Here is a 20,861-nt window from a genome sequence, read left to right on the forward strand (position 1 = left end):
AAAGTTTTATTTAAAAAACTCAGGTAAGTCCTCTGACATATTCAGGCACTCAATTGAGTGCCTTTTTTGTTGCTTTTAAATGGACAAATAAGAAAACTACTCTCCCGCAATACTCATCTCTGGGATCAATACCGAACCACACTGAATATTACTACGAGTTTCAATATCATCAGCGATAGTGACCATATTCGCCCACATATCTTTTAAGTTACCCGCAATGGTAATTTCGCTCACAGGGTACTGAATTTCACCGTTTTCCACCCAAAAGCCTGAAGCACCACGTGAGTAATCCCCCGTAATACCGCTAACCCCTTGGCCCATTAACTCTGTAACGATTAGCCCTGTCCCCATTTGTTTCAGCAATGCATCGAAAGAAAGGCCTTGGCCTGCAATACGCCAATTATGGATGCCACCCGCGTGGCCTGTACTTTGCAAACCGAGCTTTCTTGCGGAATAACTGGTCATTAGCCACGTTTGTAGCACACCATTTTCAACAATATTGCGTTCACAGGTGCGGACACCTTCGCTATCAAAAGGAGATGACGCCAACCCGCCCATTAGATGGGGTTGCTCGTTGATGGTCAGCCAGCTTGGTAAAATTTGCTTTCCTAAGCTATCTAATAAGAAAGACGATTTGCGGTAAATACTGCTACCACTAATGGCACCGACTAAGTGACCGAATAGACCCGTAGCTACTTCTGCCGCAAAAATCACTGGGGCTTTCATCGTTGGCAATTTACGAGGTGACAAACGAGATAAGGTGCGACGAGCACACTCCTGCCCAACCCACTCAGGGGACTGCAATGCCTCTATGCTCCGGCCAATCGTATAAGCGTAATCACGCTCCATTTCACCATTTTGCTCAGCAATCACACAGCTCGACATCGAATAGCGGCTTGAACAGTAGCTTTGCAACATACCATGGGAGTTTCCAAACACACGCACACCGTAGTGCCCATTAAAGCTACCGCCTTCCGTATTCACAATGCGGGAGTCTGCATTTAGTGCCGACATTTCCGCAACCGACGCTAAACGGATCGCGGCTTCAGGAGAAAGTTCGCTCGCTTGGAACAAATTGAGGTCAGGTGCTTCAAAAGCCAGCAACGATTTGTCTGCCGGCCCTGCAAACGGGTCTTCTGAGGTGTAGTTAGCAATATCAATTGCCGCCTGAACTGTGCGCTCAATAGCTTCAGGACTTAAATCTGTAGAAGACGCACTGCCTTTACGTTGTTGATGATAAACGGTGATCCCTAGCGCTCCATCACTGTTAAACTCAACATTTTCAACTTCCCCTTGGCGGGTACTCACACTAATTCCAGTGCTTTTGTTTACTGCGACTTCCGCAGCATCACAACGTGTCTTGGCGAATTCTAATGCGTGCGCGACGGCTTCTTCGAGTTTTTTGCGTTGTTCGGTGACTTGTTCAGTTACACTCATGCTTTAGTCCAATCAAAAATGTGGGGGAAACGTGATTTTCTGCCCTAGCAAGCAAATGCTAGGTAGTCATAGAGGGGTTTTCCCAGTTACAATATATAATAGATGAATGTTAACACTCACAACACAGTAAATCATATTAATTACGCGTAATTAAACGACTGTGTTCGGTAAAAAGGAAAATCGATATGGCCAAACAGCCTGATGACTGGCTGGATGATATCCCAGCGCCGCAAGACGAAGAAGACGAGGAAATCATTTGGGTCAGTAAAAGCGAAATTAAACGCGATGCTGAGATCCTCAAAAAATTAGGGGCTGAGCTCGTAGATTTAAGTAAAAGTGAGTTAGAGCGCATCCCGTTAGATACTCAATTACTTGAAGCCATTGAACTTGCCCAAAAAATCAAACGTGAAGGCCGTCGTCGCCAATTGCAACTGATCGGTAAGTTATTACGTTCACGTGAAGTTGAGCCGATTACAGAGGCGTTGGATAAGCTTAAAAACCGTCACAACCAACAAGTGGTCATTTTACATAAACTGGAAGACTTACGTACCCGTTTATTAGATGGCGGTGATGAAGTCATTGAAGACGTGGTTGCCCTGTTCCCACAAACAGACAGGCAACAACTGCGAGCATTAGTCCGTAATGCTAAAAAAGAGCGTGAAGGTAACAAACCACCAAAAGCCTATCGACAAATCTTTCAATACTTGAAAGATCTCTCTGAAATGGCTTAATGAATTACCCCCTATGCTGCGGCTAGGGGATTTTTCTTGGTAAATGTACCTAGTATTCTTACCAGCCATAACTAACTAAAATGCGTTTTGATTGTATCAAGGAGTGTTTTAAATTCAGTGTAGCCTTCTCTATCAAGGAAATGACCGGCTGAGCCTTCAATAATAACCTGTGTTTTTAAGGCGTAAGCCAATGCTTTCGAAGACTCTGGTGATACAATCCCATCATTGGTTGATATAATCGATATTCGATTATTTGCTATCTGTATGAGCTCGTCATAATTCAATGGTTCAACTGTGTGGTGCTGTAATTCAGGCAATGTTTGCTGTTTTTCATCAAACCCTGATACCAATACATAACCCGCTACCGGCTGCCCTGCATTTTGAAGAAATCGTAATACGGTGACGCAACCTAAGCTATGGCCAATCAAAACCGTATTTTCATCAATATCAAAAGGCAAATGTTGTAAGCGCTGCTGCCACCTTTTAGGGTCTGGGGCTAATGAATCAGGCATGGTGGGCACGTTAACAAAAGCGCCTAAAGCTTCGAGCTCTGATTTCAACCATGGAAACCAGTTTTTTTCAGGGGATGCGGTATAGCCGTGAACAATCAGGAATTTTTTTTCTTTTAGCGGAAAAGCAGTACAGGTAACGTTATTCATCCTAAAGACCCCTATCAGCTCAGTTATCTTATTTAGACTTTACCATGAGTGATAGGAATATTAGTTAGAGCTTTTTGTTATATCTAAAGCAAAAATGAACTCTTCTTCCCACATATCTTGTGCGTCATTCATCACATCAATAACATCTGCGAATTGGATACGTTGTTCCGCAGTCATGTGTGAAAACGTGATAGTGACAGGTAACTCAATGCCTGCGGAAACCATGTCCCACAGGGCATCAAGATTGCGACCAAACCAGTCAGGAAGGGAAAATTGCCGAGCAAATTGGTCATAAAAATCATTCAATGAGTTTATCTGCCTGAAATCAAAGATCACCTGTTTGCTCATCACGGTTTTCCTTTAGTTGACTTGCGTAAAGCTCTTATAATGGTCATGCGTCACAAAAATCATCCCGTCCGATGAGTATAACAAGCGATCGGCTCCTCGGTGACCACAACGATAATTAATGTCTGCTTCAAACCATTGGCGCCCTTGTGCAATGGGTAACCCTTTCTCACGGTTAGAAAAACGGTCGCCGCCAATCGCTCTTCCTGGTAATACATCGCAAAGATTGCCTTTTTTCGCATCCCATCCTGCTTCGCGGGCTTGTTTCTTTGTCATATAGAAAGCGGGAAGTTTTTGGTATTTCTCCATAAAGCTGACCACATTATCTTGTGCGGTCAGTTTATCGATGGTTTGTGAGGTTTCTTTTGGCGCGACTGCTTCACGAGCCGGAGGGTTGTTCTGCGTGGCTGGGGCTTCTGGTGCCGTTTTATCGCCACCATTAAAATAAAGACTAATGACAATCAAAATAGCCATCAACACGACGGGTAAAATACGTTTATTCATAACACCTCAGTTTTTTGTGCTTTGCAGGCACACAAACGCCCTAGTCACAACATCTCCAAGAGTTTGTCACAAGGGCGAGCAAAGCCTAATTTATCTCAATCGCCGTGAAAATTACGCGGTACCACCAACGGTCAGTTTGTCCAATTTTAATGTAGGCTGCCCCACACCAACCGGCACACTTTGGCCTTCTTTACCACAAATACCAACGCCTTTATCAAGAGCCAAATCATTACCAACCATTGAAATCTGCTGCATAGCTTCAACACCGGAGCCGATTAACGTTGCCCCTTTCACAGGAGAAGTAATCTTACCTTTTTCAATCAGGTAAGCTTCTGATGTCGAAAATACAAATTTACCTGAGGTGATATCGACTTGACCACCACCAAAGTTTGGTGCATATATGCCTTTATCCACACTCGCGATAATTTCTTCTGGCGTTGATGTCCCTGCTAACATGTAGGTGTTGGTCATACGCGGCATAGGTAAGTGTGCATAAGATTCACGGCGTGCATTACCTGTTGGAGCAACTCCCATCAGGCGTGCATTCAGTTTATCTTGAATATAATTACGTAAAACACCATTTTCTATTAGGACGTTATACTGCCCAGGCACCCCTTCGTCATCAATAGCGAGAGAACCTCGACGGCCTGTAATCGTACCATCATCCACGACCGTACACAGTGGCGATGCCACTTGCTCACCAATTTGGCCTGAAAAAACAGAGGTACCGCGACGGTTAAAGTCACCTTCTAAACCATGGCCTACTGCTTCATGTAATAGAACCCCCGGCCAACCAGCGCCCAGCACAACTGGCATCATTCCAGCAGGCGCTGCGATCGCAGACAAGTTCACCAGCGCCATACGCACCGCTTCACGTGCATATTGCTCAGCAACTACTTGCCCTTGGTGAATTTCCAGGAAATATTCGTAACCATAACGGCCACCGCCACCACTCGCACCACGCTCGCGCTTGCCATCATGTTCCACCAGCACGCTGACCGATAAACGCACTAATGGGCGAATATCTGCCGCTAAAGTGCCGTCTGTTGCAGCGACTAACACTTGCTCATAAACACCGGTTAAGCTGGCATTGACTTCAATGACACGCGGGTCTTCTGCACGAGCAACTTGGTCAACACGATGCAGTAAATCAATCTTTTGTTCCCGCGATAAACTTTGCAGTGGGTCTGCTGCTGAATACAATTTTTTATATTCAACGTTAGTTAAAATTTGTGATTTACCAGTGCCTTGCTCATTCACAATACTGCGTGCAGCGGTTGCACTTTGTGTCAGCGCATGAAGTGAAATTTGGTCAGCATAAGCAAACCCGGTTTTTTCACCACTGATAGCTCTTACGCCAACACCTTGGTCGATATTATAAGAGCCATCTTTGATGATCCTATCTTCAAGTACCCACGACTCATGGAAACTCGATTGAAAGAACAGATCCGCGTAATCCAGATGGCGCTCAGATAACAAACCTAAAATGTCATACAGATTTTCTTGCCCAAGGCGGTTGGCGGCCAGCAAGTGTTCGCTGACAGAAACTAAACTCATATTCGTTACTCTTTGGTTTCTTTTTTAATCAATGATGTCAATTGCGGTCTAAAGCGGTTGTGTTTGACCACTTTGATTTGCTCACGCATGACACTTAAGCTGTCTGTTTTAATATTCAGTACCGTAGAAGCAACTGCATCCACGTTCTTTTTCATCACTTTACCCCAACCGTCAACGGCAAGGCTATGCCCCCACGTGCGACGCGTACCATGCACACCAACTTGAGCAGGCGCTAAAATATAGCATTGGTTTTCTATCGCACGAGCACGTAATAACGGTTCCCAATGCGCTTGGCCGGTGTAACGGGTAAATGCAGCAGGTACAGAGATAATTTCTGCGCCTTGCTCGCGTAATGCTTGGAATAAACCTGGAAAACGTAAATCATAGCAAATTGTCATGCCAAGGCGACCAACGGGTGTATCAACGACGGTAATATGTTCACCGCGTTGATAAATTACAGACTCGTTATAAGTGCCTTGCTCGTCTTCGATATTGACATCAAACATGTGAATTTTGTCGTAGCGCGCTTTAATATTTCCTTCAGAATCAAACAATAAGCTACTACTTGTAATACGCTCAGGATCTTCACGGCTAACCATTGGCATTGAACCAATTAAAATCCAAACATGATAACGTTTAGCCATTGCGCTAATCGCATTTTGCAAAGGGCCTTTTCCTTGCTCTTCTGCTTGTTTGCGATACGTTGCAGCATCCGCGAATAACAATGCGTTTTCAGGTGTCAGTACTAACTCAACGGTTTCGGGTAACTGTTTGATCTGCTGTTCGATTTGCGCCAAATTGTGTTTAGTATTATTTCCGCTACATAACTGCAAAAGTGCAACGTTGCCATTTTTCATTACTCTTGAGTCTCCTTAAGTTGACGTAATACTTCATCAATTTTCGGCTCGTCCAAACTACCTGTTACTCGGTAACGAATAACGGAAACTTTACTCCATAATGGACCGAGCACTTTTGTTGCTGCAAATACGGCAGCCCCAGCAAATGGATTTACCACAAACGCGGTTGCTACTCCTACTGTAGCAGATATTTCTGGTGTGATAACGGCTTCGACGTTAATTTGGCGTTTAACAAGGTCAATTTGACCATCAAATGAGATGTCTGCAACTAAGCCATCAACATAGGTATTTTTCGAAACCAACACACCATTTTTAATCGTCGCATCACCTTTAATCGAGTCAAAATCGAAGTCATTACTAAACGTGTCGCTAAAATCAAATCGTAGCTTACGTAACAAGGCATCAAAGCTGACTAGGCGCAATATTTGCCCTGCGCGGCCACCGCCCATTTGAGCAATCGCACCTTTACCCAATTTTGCAGACATTTTACCATTTAAAGAGGCAATATCGGGTGACCAAGGCAAGTTAGCCCAATTTAAATCAAATTCAATAGTATAAGGTGATTGGATAATCGGAACTAATATACCAAAATAGGCTGCTGTTTCGTCGAAAGCATCACCGGTTAATGAGCCTGCAACTTGAGTTTTATTGCCTTTTTCACTGTCCCAAATCGCATCTAACTTTAATTTCGTAACACTGTTATCTAACGTGCCATCAGTCAATTGCAATAATGTCCCTTTAGGTTTGATATTCGCGCTAATCTCACCCAATTTCTGCCCAGCAACCCAGCACTCTTTACAGTGCAACTGTAATTGCGGCCATTGGCTAAAATCAAATTGGCTTGTGGCGAGGTTATTAATTTCGGCGCTCGTGGAAGCGCTGGGATTGTAATACAAATAATCAATAGCGACCTGCCAAGGCTGTGAAGCAAATATTTGTAACGAACCTTTTAGGTTTTCACTATTGATACTGACTAATTGCTCAGCCTGTTGTAAGTCATAGGAAAAATTGACTGCATTCCATTGCTGCCCAGCGAGATAAATAGATGGAATATTGACCTCAAGCATGTCAGGTAAGCGAATATTCATACCGCCTTCACGGCTATGGGAAGACACTAGCAACCCAGCTAATTTCTCCCAGTTCATGTCGGTAATAGCAGGTAAATCAACGACAAAAGACGAGCCTTTAGGTAATTCAGGAATGCCATTACGCCATTGGGCAATATGGGCTTTTAATAAGCTTAAAGGCTTATCACTCAGCCCCCACTGCGAATTAAAACCAATGCGCTTGCCAATATCACCACCAACTTCCAACTGCTCTGTCGTCCCTTTCGCCTGAACGTTAATTTGCCCAAGTTCCGCTAATAGAGTGTTATCAATAGCGGGTAACTGACTTTTCAGTTGTTTTAACCCTGCGGTGATGCCTATTTGTAAGCCTACTGGCTCTTTTGCCGTATTTGGAATCGTGATAGCAACTTGGCTTTTCCAGTCAGTGGTTCCTGACACTTTTTGCTTAATCTCAGTAGGCAACATGGCCAATTTATTCACGGCCCAGTTTCCGTTAATATTCACATCCACTAAATAATTTTTTGCTTGGTCTGTGGTGGTGAAATCGACAGTAATCGGCTGTTCGAACCAATGACCCCGCAGGTTTTCCCCTCGTAGATCGCCATTGTTAAACTCAAAACTGCCCGTTAACGCAGAAATAGTGCTATCAATCGGCTGAATGTATAAATCATTTTGATTGAGATTGACCTTCCCTTTAGCAACAACGTCCTTACCCGCTACCAGTGGAATAGACAATCCCAACTGCCCATTAACGGCTCCCCCAATTTGTAACTCTTCAAGTGTATCGCCAATTGAGTGTTTCATCGGGGTATGCACAAAATATTGTTGGATTTGTTTTCCTGTTCCATGGATATCCGCATTGATATACAGCATTTCTTTCGTGTAATCAGGAATATCGGCATCAAGGTTAGTTGCGGTGGCATCGGCCAATTTCACGGCGGGTGCATGCATATATAGCCCTGCACGCCTGAAGTCTAAATCCATATCCAAGTTCAACAACGCAGGCCATTCACTGTCATATTCAAATGTGGCATCACGCAGAGGAACGTAAACTTGGAATTGCCCATCATTGTTATCATAAGGAAAATGAGCGGGGTCGCCTTTATAGACTAAAGTGGCGTTATCTACACTACCGGCGATAATCGCTTTCGTCAGGTAATCCGCCACATCTTGGCCCATTAACTTTTGGGGAAAATAACGCCATGCATCTCCCGCATCATCTAAACGAATTCCGGCAAGAATAGCGAGATCGGCATAATTTCCTTTTTTCGCTTTTGCGTAACGAAACTCACCATTGGCCCATAATGACGTTGCTTGTACCTCTAATGATGGGCTCCACAATTTAAATTCACTGTCATTATTGACCCAATGGAATTGGCCCGTTGCCGTCTTTATCGAAAAAGGGGCTTTAAATTCATCACGATAGTCCACTTCACTATCTTGTAAGCGGACCGTTGCACCACCACTTTGCATTCCGCCAATTAAAGCCCCCGAAAAATGGTTAACCGAAGGTAATTCTTTCCATTTTTTCCAGCTAACATTTTGCCAGTCCATGTTGAATTGTACGTTTTCAGGCAGATTTGGCGTGATATCAAGTGCAAATTCACTCACCAGCCCCGTTGGTTGGCGATGTTGCCAATCCTGTACCATTTCAGGGGTTAAAAAGGAAAATGTGGGTAACACTTCACTTAAACGTTCAAGTTCAATATCTTTTGCACGGATGCGCCAATGGTCATTATCCTGATATTTTTTGCTAGCAGGCAAATACAAGACCGAGACGCTCCCTTGTGGCCAAATAAATTCATTGGTTTTTAAGGTATCAAGCTCGGGAATATTAAATAACCACCCACTCCCCTGCCTTTTCATTCGCAAAAGCAAATCATTAACTTGTAAGTTTTGTGCTAATTTGCCCTCTCCCCAGTTAGCTTCCCCCTGCCGCAATTGAATAAGGCCGCTATCAATGCGGTGATTTCTCAGGGTTACCCAAGAAGACAGGCTAAAGTTGGCATCCCGTAATGACGTGTTATCCCGTAACCAGCGGCTAAGCCATGGCTGCATATCAATATTATCCGCTTGCAGATAAAAAATACCGTCGCTTAACACGCCATTTTTATCTGACACATCAAGCTTTACTTGCAGATAACCATGCTGTTTATTAATGGTTTCGAGGCTAACAAAGCCTTGAGCACGATGCCGTTCATTATCATTAAGCCACGAGAGTTCGGGCAAAATCAGCGTCGTTTTTTGTTCAGAAGGTGTGAGAAAGGTTAATCGGCTTTCTTTTAATACAAAATGGTCAAATTGCCGTAAAAATAGATCTTCAATGCCATCTAAAGACTCGCCTTTTGTTGAGTCTCCAAAACTAAAAGGGATTTTATAATCCACATTTAATTGATAAAAGGTTAAATCACGAAAACGCCAGCGTAGAGAAAACAACGAGCTCCAGATATCTAATTCAACCCTAATAGTATTCGCTGTGATATCGGTGGTTTGATTCTGTAAAACTACATCAGATAACGTCAGTACGGGGCCAAAAGATTGCCAAGCCCCTTTGATTTTACCAATTTGTACGGATACATCGGTCTTTCTTTCAACGTAATCAATCAGATCTTGCCGATAATTATCGATATTTGGCAGAAGAAAACGCAGCCCAGACAACACTAATGCGCACAGCAATAATATAACCGCAGTCGTCACCAGTGCTACACGTGGCAGTCGTCTCACTCATATCTCCTTTATTACATCATCACGACATCAAAACGTTCCTGACTGTAAAGTGGCTCAGTCTGAACTTTAACTTGCTTCCCAACAAAAATTTCAACTTCTGCAAGAGCGTGTGACTCATCCCCTTTAAGGACATCCACCACAGCTTGAGAGGCATAAACGAGGAACCTATCGGCATCTATCGTGCGGTGCACACGAACTATTTCACGTAAGATTTCATAACATACTGTTTCGACTGATTTAACAGTTCCACGTCCTTGGCAAGTTGGGCAGTCATCGCATAACACATGTTCTAAGCTTTCTCTTGTGCGCTTGCGCGTCATTTCGACTAAGCCTAGCTGCGAAAAACCATTAATGGTTGTTTTGACTTTATCTTTACTCAATGCCTGCTCTAATGATGCTAGCACACGACGACGATGTTCTGAGTCAGCCATGTCAATAAAATCAATAATAATAATACCGCCTAAGTTGCGCAAACGCAGCTGCCTTGCTATCGCTTGAGTGGCTTCGATATTGGTATTAAAGATGGTTTCTTCAAGGTTACGATGCCCAACAAATGCCCCTGTATTGATATCAATAGTTGTCATGGCTTCAGTTTGATCGATAATTAAGTAACCACCTGATTTCAACTCCACTTTTCGATCCATTGCTCGCTGAATTTCGTTTTCAACGTCAAACAAATCAAATATCGGCTGGTTTCCCTGATAGAGCTCGAGCTTAGCGGTCATTTCTGGCACATACTCTTCGATAAACTCTTGTAATTGAGTATAGGTCAAACGAGAGTCAACACGAATGCGGTCAAGGTGAGCGCCAGCAAAATCACGGATAATGCGGAAGGCAAGCGCTAATTCACCATAAATTTTTGTGCGAGTCACATTACGCTTTTTTCGTTCAATCACTTTCGCCCACAGGCGCTTTAAGAAAGCAGCATCCTGTTTAACTTCCTCTTCCCCGACCCCTTCTGCTGCCGTACGGATAATAAAACCGCCATTTTCATCACAATACTGTGAAACACAGGCTTTTAAGCGTTCTCTTTCATCTTCACTTTCGATACGTTGTGAGACGCCAACATGGGAAGCCCCTGGCATAAAGACCAAATAGCGAGAAGGAAGAGTAATGTCCGTAGTCAGGCGAGCGCCTTTAGTACCAAGAGGGTCCTTAACAACTTGGACGATTAAATCTTGTCCTTGTTTAACCAGTTCTGCAATATCCCTGACATGAAAGTTTTTCTGCTCATCTCCTGCAATACATTCCGTATGAGGCATAATGTCAGAAGCATGCAAAAAAGCCGCTTTATCTAGACCAATATCAACAAAGGCCGCCTGCATTCCCGGTAAGACACGGCTCACACGGCCTTTGTAAATATTCCCTACTAACCCTCTTTTTGCTTCTCGTTCAACATGAATTTCTTGTAATATCCCACCATCAATATAAGCAACACGCGTTTCAGATGGTGTAATGTTCACTAATAGTTCCGCTGTCATGACTTCCCCTTACCATCACTTAACGCTAAAAATCGCTGAATTAGCTCGTCTGTTTCAACCAGTGGTAAACCAACAACCCCATGATAGCTGCCATTAATCTTACGTATAAAACGCCCACCAATTCCTTGTATTCCATAAGCGCCTGCCTTATCCATTGGCTCACCTGACTGTATATAATCCTGTATTTCGAGCAAAGATAACTCGCGGAATGTCACATCTGTCACAATTAGTGACTGTATCGTCTGTTGACGGTTGGATAAGGCAATCGCCGTCATGACTTGATGGGTTCTTCCCGATAATGCACTTAGCATCGCTTCTGCGTGCTGGCTATCTTGCGGCTTTTCCAATATTTTGTCTGCAAGAACAACGATAGTATCAGCGCCCAAAACAGGCTGATTATTGGGTGCTATCGCAACACCAGCTAAAGATTTATCTCTTGCAAGACGCTGAACATAGTCTTGAGGCGTCTCCCCCTCCTGCCACTGTTCTTCTACCTCAGGACGTAAAATTTCAAAGGTATAATTAAGTTGCTGAACAAGTTCACGTCGACGGGGTGAGCCGGACGCAAGATAAATTAAACACATAAACTGAATTCCCAGTCAGACCGACAACTAGCACTCTAACATACTGAAAATTGCCGACGAATTTTACGTAAAAGCAAAAATAGCCATGGCCATAGAATACCATTCACTACGCTATTCCAAAATACTTGCGGGTGGAATAATACTTGTGATGATAGAAATTCAGCCCAAAAAACAGCAAGATCTTGAATGATAGTGAGTAACATAATCACCAACGCTTGCTGCCACAACGCCATATTGCGCAACAGCTGGTGTTTATAAGAGACGAGATAGCAAATAATACTAAAAGAGAGAGCATGCACTCCTAGCGCGGAGCCCTGAATGGAATCAACAATAATCCCTAAGATAAAGCTTGTGCCAACACTCACTCGGTGTGGTAATGCCATCACCCAATAAGTGAGGATCAACAGAAGCCATGATGGCCGGTAAAAGCTGAGTTGCTCCGGCCAAGGCATGACTTGTAAAATCAACGCAATAAAAAATGATAACCAAATGATGGCTCGGCCATTTCCACGATACTCATCCATGCTAATTTACTCCCTTGCCCATAACCATACTGTGTTTCCTCTACTTATGGTTGTGACGTCGGAGCCATTGATGGTGGCAATGGAGGCCCCTGAATTTCATTCGGGTTAGGTAATACTTGCGGCAACACTTTCATCAAGCGTTCATTTGCTGCACGATAAACTTCCGAAGGCTGTAGTGGCGTTTTAGGGTCGTTATCATTTCCCCATAATAACAGAAGATAACGCAAACGTTGTAATTCCGCACTCGGCTTCGCGCTAATGATAGTATAAGCGCGTTGTGTGTCATGTTTTACGGCTGATACCACCCCGACTGGATACCCTTCAGGGAAACGCCCCCCTAGTCCTGATGTGACAAGGACATCACCAACACGAATATCGGTATTTTCAGGTAACGGTTCTAATTGAATATCATCAGAACAGCCAGAACCCGCAGCAATAACACGAACATCATTACGTAATACCTGTACAGGCAAGGCATGAGCAGTATCACAAATTAACAAGACACGGCTATTAAAGTTACTCACCCCGACCACTTGGCCAACAACGCCTTTATCACTAATAACGGGCTGCCCTTCATACACACCTTCGTTACTGCCCTTGTCTATAACAACTTGGTCACGATAAGGTGTATTCGCCCCCGAAATCACTTGCGTGACCATCATGTGTTCATCTTGGCGAAGTGGCGAGCCAAGCAACTCCCTTAAGCGTGCATTTTCCTGCTTAAGTTGCTCTAAAAGTAAGTTGTCCGCTTTTTTCAGTAACAATTCTTGGCGTAATGCTTTGTTTTCAAATTGCAGTTGGTTTCTTGAAGAGAAACTTTCAGAGATATTATCGAGAAATTGCCGTGGGCCATTCGCTAAAAAATAGAATGGGCTAACCGCCGTGTCTAAATAGTTACGGACTTTATTGAAAGGCTCGAAACGATGGTCAATCACCACCAGTACAAGTGCAATGATTACCGCAAAAAAAATGCGTAACTGTAGGGATGGACCTCGCCTAAAAATTGGCTTCATGTGTGGCTAAGTTTCGCTAATGTCAGAGGAACAAAAAATAGTCAAAACAGTTGGAGAACTGTCCCCAACTGTTTCTAAAAGGCCATTTAGTCTTCGCTAAACAGGTCACCACCGTGCATATCAATCATTTCTAACGCTTTACCGCCACCACGAGCGACACACGTTAGCGGATCTTCAGCAACGATAACAGGGATACCCGTTTCTTCCATCAATAGGCGATCTAAATTACGAAGAAGCGCGCCACCACCGGTTAAGACCATACCGCGTTCTGAGATATCTGAAGCCAATTCAGGAGGGCACTGTTCAAGTGCTAGCATGACTGCGCTGACAATTCCTGTAAGCGGTTCTTGCAATGCTTCTAAAATTTCATTGGAGTTCATCTTAAATCCGCGAGGCACACCTTCTGCAAGGTTGCGACCGCGAACTTCGATCTCGTAGACTTCATCTGTTGGGAATGCAGAGCCAATCCCATGTTTAATGCGTTCGGCTGTCGCTTCACCGATGAGTGAGCCATAATTACGGCGTACATAGTTAATGATAGACTCATCGAAACGGTCACCACCAATACGCACAGATGAAGAGTAAACAACGCCATTTAGAGAAATAACAGCAACTTCTGTTGTACCACCACCGATATCAACAACCATTGAGCCCGTTGCTTCTGATACAGGTAGCCCAGCGCCAATCGCCGCTGCCATCGGTTCTTCAATTAAGAAGACTTCACGCGCGCCCGCACTTAATGCGGACTCGCGAATGGCTTTACGCTCAACTTGTGTTGCACCAACAGGGACACAAACAAGCACTCGCGGGCTTGGGCGTAAAAAACTGTTACTGTGAACTTGTTTGATGAAGTGCTGTAACATTTTTTCAGTCAAGAAGAAGTCAGCGATAACACCGTCTTTCATTGGCCTAATTGCCGAAATATTACCAGGTGTACGTCCCAGCATCTGCTTCGCTTCACCACCGACAGCAGCAACGCTTTTTGGCGATCCAGAGCGGTCTTGACGAATAGCAACTACAGAGGGTTCATTTAATTTTACGCCTTGTCCTTTGACATAAATAAGGGTATTGGCCGTACCCAAGTCAATAGACAGGTCATTAGAAAACATGCCACGAAATTTTTTAAACATAACGAAAGAGTTATCCTGCAAGCTGGGGACGAATTTAAACCCGTCTACTCTACCAACCACTTGAAGCGGCCTCAAGGCGTTAATGAGCGGCTTCTACAAATATGGTTAATTCATCTACTTTTCACGTACCGTACTGTACATGCTTCTTATATAAACGAAGCAGATAAAAACCCCAAAAATAGAGATTAATTGTATTTTTACCGACAGGATAAAATGATACAAAAAAATTTCTACTCTTTGGTTGTTATATACTCCATCTTTTTCTTCCCAGTGTGACAAGCTATTGGGGCAACAAGTTCAAATATTATTTAGTTCTTTTTATTATTGCTACACACTGGCTATTTCCAATACAAATTGGGTGAATTCGCTGAGTGTTCGCTCTATTATCTACCAGAAACGCGGCAAATTTATGTCGATATACAAAATGAATCCGTCAGGATGCGATATTTTGCATGATAAAAGCCTATTTATGCCAGAAAAAAATAAATTTTTACAAATTAATTACAATATTAATAGCTTAAATACTGTTACTACGTCAATGAAATGCACTCAAATTTTAGTAATTTTCAAAATACATATTTAATCATTATATAGGAGTGAAAGATGAAAGCTCTCGTCCTACAACAAACTGACGAAAAAATCGTCTCTAGCATTCAACCATTAACTACAGAAATGCTTCCAGCCGGAGATATTATAGTCGATATTCATTGGTCCACACTCAATTATAAAGATGGATTAGCCATTTGTGGAAAAGCAGGTGTTGTTCGCCAATATCCGATGGTACCTGGTATCGATTTTTCAGGTGTGATCCACCACAGTGAAGACCCGCGTTTTCAAATCGGCCAACATGTCCTATTGACTGGATGGGGAGTTGGTGAAACGCATTGGGGAGGCTTAGCCTCTCAAGCTAGAGTCCCAGCCAAATACTTAACGCCTCTTCCAGAAAATTTAACGTTAAAACAAGCGATGATAATTGGCACAGCTGGCTTTACCGCTATGCTCTGTGTAAATGCTCTAGAAGACGCGGGGGTGACACCAGATAAAGGTGAAATCATTGTGAGTGGAGCAAGTGGTGGTGTTGGCAGCACCGCGGTACAATTACTTACGTTATTAGGTTATGACGTTGTCGCGATTTCAGGTCGAGCAGAAAACAGCAGTTACCTACAAAGTTTAGGTGCCAAGAGAGTGTTACCTCGCAGTGATTTCACTCATCCCGCGAAACCACTAGACAAACAGCTGTGGGCGGGTGCAATTGATACGGTAGGCGGTGAGCTACTCGCCAATCTTCTTGCACAAACACATTATAATGGTGCGGTTGCTGCTTGCGGCTTAGCTGGTGGCTTCGATTTACCGACCAGTGTCATGCCATTTATTTTACGTAATGTCCGGTTACAAGGTGTCGATTCGGTTTACTACCCTGCTGCAAACCGTCCTAAAGTATGGCAACGGCTCGCGGAACTTCTCCCATCGTCTTTCTATGAGCAAGTCAGCAATGAAATCACGTTAGAAGATTCTATCGAATATGCAAAAAAAATCTTAAAAAATGAAGTCACTGGGCGTACGCTAGTCAACCTGCGCGCTTAACAATGAATATGTTGCGGTACCTTGCCAAAAATAGGGATTACCGCACAATTCCTAAAATAATTTCGGGTAATTTCTCTGATAAGACCAGTATTTTGCTGCTATATGTCACGAAATAATTATAATGGCGAACCTTGTCAGTAGAAAATCCATTTATTTTTATGATAAAAGATGACAAACGCTTAGCATCGCGTTATGTTGTCGGGCTATTGATAATATCGTCGGAGTTAGCAGCATAATGACAGAAGATATTCACATTTTACTCTTGAATGGGCCAAACCTAAACCTGCTAGGTACACGGGAACCCGATAAATACGGCAACCAAACTCTTGCTGATATCGTATCCAACCTTGAGGCAGAGGCGAGTCAACTAGGCGTAAAATTGAGTCATTTTCAGTCAAACGCAGAATTTGAACTCATCGATAAAATTCATGCTGCACGTCATGATGCTGATTTTATTCTCATCAATCCGGCTGCATTCACACATACCAGTGTTGCACTACGTGATGCATTACTCGCGGTGAGTATCCCGTTTATCGAGATCCACCTGTCTAATGTGCACGCTAGGGAGCCATTTCGCCAACATTCTTATTTCTCCGATAAAGCTATCGGTGTAATTTGTGGTCTAGGTGCTGGTGGTTATAGTTTTGCTTTACAGGCAGCGGTTAACCACCTGCGCCTAATTAATTCAATCCAAATATAAGAGTACGGAATCATATCCATGGATATTCGTAAAATTAAAAAGCTGATCGAGCTGGTCGAAGAGTCTGGCATTTCTGAACTGGAAATTTCTGAAGGTGAAGAGTCAGTACGTATCAGCCGCGTTTCACCTGCTTCTCAGGTTATGGCTGCACCACAACAATATTACTCAGCACCGGTTGCACAACAACCAGCTCTGGCTAATGCGGTTGCACCATCTGAAGCAATGGTAGCGCCAGCTGCACCAGCTGCAGTTGCAGGTCACCAGGTTCGCTCACCAATGGTCGGTACTTTCTACCGCGCGCCAAGCCCAGAAGCTAAGCCGTTCGTTGAAGTTGGTCAAACGGTCAGCGTAGGTGATCCTCTTTGCATCGTTGAAGCGATGAAAATGATGAACCAAATCGAAGCAGATAAAGCAGGCGTTGTTAAAGCCATTCTGTTGCAAAACGGTGATGCAGTAGAATTTGACGAGCCATTAGTTGTCATCGAATAACGAGGCGTTTCCATGCTGGAAAAAATTGTTATTGCTAACCGTGGAGAAATCGCATTACGTATTTTGCGTGCCTGTAAAGAACTTGGCATCAAAACAGTAGCGGTTCACTCTACGGCAGATAGCGATCTAAAACACGTGTTACTGGCTGATGAAACAATTTGTATCGGCCCAGCAGCATCAGCAAAAAGTTACTTAAATATCCCTGCGATTATCTCCGCAGCGGAAATTTCAGGTGCACAAGCGATTCACCCAGGATATGGTTTCTTGGCTGAAAACGCAGATTTTGCAGAACAAGTTGAAAACTCTGGTTTTGTTTTTATCGGTCCAAAAGCTGAAACCATCCGCCTAATGGGTGATAAAGTTTCTGCGATTAACGCGATGAAAAAAGCCGGTGTACCTTGTGTTCCGGGTTCTGATGGCCCATTAGGGAACGACACTGAAAAAAATAAAGCCATCGCGAAACGTATCGGTTTCCCTGTCATCATCAAAGCATCTGGTGGTGGTGGTGGTCGTGGTATGCGTGTAGTGCGTAATGAAAAAGATTTAGAATCTTCTATCAACCTAACGCGCGCTGAAGCGAAATCCGCTTTTAATAATGATATGGTTTACATGGAAAAATTCCTTGAAAACCCACGTCATATTGAAATTCAAGTCATGGCTGATGGCCAAGGTCACGCAGTTTACTTAGCTGAGCGTGACTGTTCAATGCAGCGTCGCCACCAAAAAGTGGTTGAAGAAGCACCAGCGCCAGGCATTACGCCAGAAATTCGCCGTAATATCGGTGAACGCTGTGCTAATGCATGTATTGAAATCGGTTATCGCGGCGCAGGTACCTTCGAATTTTTATTCGAAAACGGTGAGTTCTACTTCATTGAAATGAATACCCGTATTCAAGTTGAACACCCAGTCACTGAGATGATCACGGGTGTCGACTTGATTAAAGAACAGCTGCGTGTTGCATCTGGGCTACCATTATCAGTGAAACAAGAAGATATCGTGGTACATGGTCATGCTGTTGAGTGCCGTATCAATGCTGAAGACCCGAATACTTTCATCCCAAGCCCTGGGAAAATTACCCGCTTCCACTCACCAGGTGGTTTTGGTGTGCGTTGGGAATCTCATATTTACGCAGGTTACACAGTACCTCCGTACTATGACTCAATGATTGGCAAATTAATTACTTATGGTGAAACTCGTGAAATCGCTATTTCTCGTATGAAAAATGCGTTAAACGAATTAATCGTTGATGGTATTAAAACCAATCTTGAATTGCACCAAATGATTATGAACGATGAAAATTTCCAAAAAGGTGGTACTAACATCCACTATTTAGAGAAAAAACTGGGTATTGCTGAATAAGTCAGCGATAACTTGTTTTACCCATCGTCAATAAATACCGCATAGCTGAGCTTTGCGGTATTTTTTTGAGTGAAAATCAACGAATATGCTGAATTGGGATCGTATTTTCGATAGGTGCGGCGCGCTGGAATAAATGTAGATTATCCATCACAGAGGCTGGAGGACGATGTAAGCGTAGCTCATTCGCCATATATTGCATATAGGGGTCAATATGGCTAAAAATGGCTTTATAGCCTTCACACAAATGATTGTGCCATTTATTTTCAACTTTTGTTGTCCTATGTTTAGGACATCCCCCATGACAAGCAAACTTAAATTCACACTGTTGGCACAAAGAGGATAGGTTGAGTTTTTGCTGACCAAAACGTTGTTGCTGTTTGCTAGAAACCAGTTTATTCAGAGGCTTAGTTAATAGGTTACCCAACTTAAATTCAGGGTAAACAAAGTGGTCACAACTATAAATATCCCCATTTTGCTCTGCCACCAGCCCGTATCCACAAGAAGGTTGCATCACGCAAAAACTTGGCATGTCCCCAGACCATGCAGCAAGTGAGTTATCAAATAGCTGGATAAACACATTGCCAACATCTTTTCTTACCCAAAGGTCAAAGACTTTATTGATAAAATTGCCGTATTGCTTTCCTGTAATTGACCATGATGTTAAGTGCTTTTCGCCCTGTTCTTGCGGATAGCTCAAATGTTGAAATTCATTATTTGTTATCTCATATTCAACCACAGGGATAAATTGTAAATAACGCGCTTGCAGTTCTTCAGTAATAAAACGGTAAATTTCTTCAGGATATTTTGCCGTTTCATTATTAATCACTGTCAAAATATTAAAATCTATTTGATATTCTTTAAGTAAATTAACTGCATTGATGACTTTATCAAAGACGGAGTTACCTGAGTTAGATTTGCGGTAAATATCATGAAGCCATTGAGGGCCATCAAGAGATATTCCGACTAAGAAATTATGTGTTTTTAGAAAATTAGCCCAGTCAGAGTTTAACAAGACGCCGTTTGTTTGGATGCTATTGTAGATTTGCTTCCCTTTCCCATAGCGTTGTTGATACTGGATAACTTTTTTGAAAAAATCTAAGCCAGCCATTAGCGGCTCGCCGCCTTGCCAAGTAAAATCAATCTCATGGCTAGGTGATAATTCAATATACTGACGAATATACTCTCTCAATGTATTGTCATCCATACACTTGAGTTTTTTATCACTGAACCCTGTTTGATGTTCTTTTTCTAAATAAAAGCAATAATCACACTTTAAATTGCACTGGTAACTTGTTGGCTTTGCCATAATGTGAAATGCTTTTTTCATAAAAACCTCTTTTGTGATGGCTTAAACTAACTACCATTCACTTTATATTCGTAATAATCACTCAAATAGCTCCCTTCCATATACAAAATAGCCTCATTATTTTTGTTATAGTCCACACGGCGGCGAGATAACACCGGTATTTTCTCATCAATATTCAATAATGCCATTTCTTGTGGGGAGGGAATAACAGCAGACAATTTCTCTGTATAACGGTTAGAGTTTAGCCCTTGAGTCTCTAAAAATAGATAAATAGAATCTTCTAAATCGTTTTCACTGACACTTTCAATGCAAGGTGGAAAGTAGAAGCAGTTATATTGAATGGGTAACTTCCCCTTCGTAATCACACGCTCTACACGAGTCAACATAGTGCCTTTTGGCAGTTTCATGATCTCACAAATTTCATCTCTAGGAACCATTTTTGTAATTGAAATGATTTTCCTTTTTACGCGTTCTGTTGACGCCCCTAATACTTGAGTATGAATGGTCGCATAGGCTTTTTTAGAATTACGAATAACTAACGTACCCACACCACGAGAACGTTTCACGTACCCTTCTTTCTCTAATTCTGATAACGCACGTCTTGCTGTAATACGGCTAATACCAAACATTTCCTGAAACTCAGCCTCGGTCGGAAATGTGTCATTTTTCCGATATTCACCTTTGTTGAGCTTCTCCACTAATATGTCATAAACTTGCGCATATAGCGGTTTTGAATGCGTGCTGTAATCTAATTGTTTTTTCATATAACCATAATCACCATTACCCGGTTGTACTTCCTTCACCGGG

The 20,861-nt window shown here is 42.9% G+C and carries 19 protein-coding genes; 5 read left to right on the forward strand and 14 right to left on the reverse strand.

Translation table 11 applies throughout. The features are described from left to right. Positions 1–96: 96 nt before the first annotated feature. Entirely contained in the window at positions 97–1,437 is a 1,341-nt protein-coding gene (gene pmbA / locus M1E86_RS16300; RefSeq protein WP_213913104.1) for a metalloprotease PmbA, read from the reverse strand. A 185-nt stretch (positions 1,438–1,622) separates the two neighbouring features. On the opposite strand from pmbA, the gene yjgA reads away from it, so the two are divergent. Beyond that, positions 1,623–2,168, forward strand: a complete 546-nt coding sequence (yjgA, locus tag M1E86_RS16305) for a ribosome biogenesis factor YjgA (protein WP_004258329.1) — start codon at positions 1,623–1,625, stop codon at positions 2,166–2,168. A 71-nt stretch (positions 2,169–2,239) separates the two neighbouring features. Here yjgA and M1E86_RS16310 read toward each other — a convergent pair whose 3' ends face one another. The 11 genes from M1E86_RS16310 to M1E86_RS16360 form a co-directional block, all read right to left on the reverse strand. Then, positions 2,240–2,827, reverse strand: a complete 588-nt coding sequence (locus M1E86_RS16310) for an RBBP9/YdeN family alpha/beta hydrolase (RefSeq protein ID WP_213913105.1) — start codon at positions 2,825–2,827, stop codon at positions 2,240–2,242. Positions 2,828–2,887: 60 nt separating this feature from the next. Beyond that, entirely contained in the window at positions 2,888–3,175 is a 288-nt protein-coding gene (locus tag M1E86_RS16315; protein ID WP_125890438.1) for a barstar family protein, read from the reverse strand. Between the two features lie 12 nt (positions 3,176–3,187). Next, positions 3,188–3,676, reverse strand: a complete 489-nt coding sequence (locus M1E86_RS16320) for a ribonuclease domain-containing protein (protein ID WP_125890439.1) — start codon at positions 3,674–3,676, stop codon at positions 3,188–3,190. Positions 3,677–3,787: 111 nt separating this feature from the next. Continuing rightward, positions 3,788–5,233: a metalloprotease TldD gene (gene tldD / locus M1E86_RS16325; protein WP_213913106.1), complete on the reverse strand. Its 1,446-nt coding sequence runs from the start codon at positions 5,231–5,233 to the stop codon at positions 3,788–3,790. A 5-nt stretch (positions 5,234–5,238) separates the two neighbouring features. Further along, complete coding sequence (nit1, locus tag M1E86_RS16330) at positions 5,239–6,090, reverse strand: deaminated glutathione amidase (RefSeq protein WP_125890441.1); 852 nt, start codon at positions 6,088–6,090, stop codon at positions 5,239–5,241. Next, positions 6,090–9,881, reverse strand: a complete 3,792-nt coding sequence (gene yhdP / locus M1E86_RS16335) for an AsmA2 domain-containing protein YhdP (protein WP_319862219.1) — start codon at positions 9,879–9,881, stop codon at positions 6,090–6,092. Before yhdP ends, nit1 begins: the two co-directional genes overlap by 1 nt. A 14-nt stretch (positions 9,882–9,895) precedes the next feature. Beyond that, a complete protein-coding gene (gene rng / locus M1E86_RS16340; RefSeq protein ID WP_125890443.1) occupies positions 9,896–11,365 on the reverse strand; it encodes a ribonuclease G in 1,470 nt (489 codons plus the stop codon). Next, positions 11,362–11,949 (reverse strand): Maf family protein, encoded by a 588-nt coding sequence (locus tag M1E86_RS16345; RefSeq protein WP_125890444.1) that lies wholly within the window; start codon positions 11,947–11,949, stop codon positions 11,362–11,364. The genes rng and M1E86_RS16345 overlap by 4 nt, the downstream gene beginning before the upstream one ends. A 35-nt stretch (positions 11,950–11,984) precedes the next feature. Beyond that, positions 11,985–12,473 (reverse strand): rod shape-determining protein MreD, encoded by a 489-nt coding sequence (mreD, locus tag M1E86_RS16350; protein ID WP_115167923.1) that lies wholly within the window; start codon positions 12,471–12,473, stop codon positions 11,985–11,987. A gap of 44 nt (positions 12,474–12,517) precedes the next feature. Beyond that, positions 12,518–13,486, reverse strand: a complete 969-nt coding sequence (gene mreC / locus M1E86_RS16355) for a rod shape-determining protein MreC (protein ID WP_125890445.1) — start codon at positions 13,484–13,486, stop codon at positions 12,518–12,520. 86 nt (positions 13,487–13,572) lie between these two features. Further along, on the reverse strand, positions 13,573–14,616 hold the full coding sequence (locus tag M1E86_RS16360; protein WP_004908213.1) for a rod shape-determining protein: 1,044 nt from the start codon (positions 14,614–14,616) through the stop codon (positions 13,573–13,575). Between the two features lie 603 nt (positions 14,617–15,219). Between M1E86_RS16360 and M1E86_RS16365 the strand changes: the two genes are divergently transcribed. From M1E86_RS16365 to accC, 4 genes are all read left to right on the forward strand, one after another. Further along, positions 15,220–16,200 (forward strand): oxidoreductase, encoded by a 981-nt coding sequence (locus M1E86_RS16365; RefSeq protein WP_125890446.1) that lies wholly within the window; start codon positions 15,220–15,222, stop codon positions 16,198–16,200. 235 nt (positions 16,201–16,435) lie between these two features. Then, the gene (aroQ, locus tag M1E86_RS16370) at positions 16,436–16,900 is read left to right on the forward strand and encodes a type II 3-dehydroquinate dehydratase (protein ID WP_125890447.1); all 465 of its coding nucleotides are present in this window, start codon (positions 16,436–16,438) and stop codon (positions 16,898–16,900) included. A gap of 18 nt (positions 16,901–16,918) precedes the next feature. After that, a complete protein-coding gene (accB, locus tag M1E86_RS16375; RefSeq protein ID WP_125890448.1) occupies positions 16,919–17,389 on the forward strand; it encodes an acetyl-CoA carboxylase biotin carboxyl carrier protein in 471 nt (156 codons plus the stop codon). A 12-nt stretch (positions 17,390–17,401) separates the two neighbouring features. After that, complete coding sequence (accC, locus tag M1E86_RS16380; protein ID WP_125890449.1) at positions 17,402–18,748, forward strand: acetyl-CoA carboxylase biotin carboxylase subunit; 1,347 nt, start codon at positions 17,402–17,404, stop codon at positions 18,746–18,748. A gap of 76 nt (positions 18,749–18,824) precedes the next feature. On the opposite strand, the gene M1E86_RS16385 is transcribed toward accC, so the two are convergent. Further along, positions 18,825–20,075, reverse strand: a complete 1,251-nt coding sequence (locus M1E86_RS16385; RefSeq protein ID WP_125890450.1) for an anaerobic sulfatase maturase — start codon at positions 20,073–20,075, stop codon at positions 18,825–18,827. 26 nt (positions 20,076–20,101) lie between these two features. Continuing rightward, the gene (locus M1E86_RS16390) at positions 20,102–20,857 is read right to left on the reverse strand and encodes a GntR family transcriptional regulator (protein ID WP_213913108.1); all 756 of its coding nucleotides are present in this window, start codon (positions 20,855–20,857) and stop codon (positions 20,102–20,104) included. Positions 20,858–20,861 lie beyond the last annotated feature (4 nt).

This window comes from Providencia sp. PROV200 (assembly GCF_049901995.1).
Lineage (GTDB): Bacteria > Pseudomonadota > Gammaproteobacteria > Enterobacterales > Enterobacteriaceae > Providencia > Providencia rettgeri_E.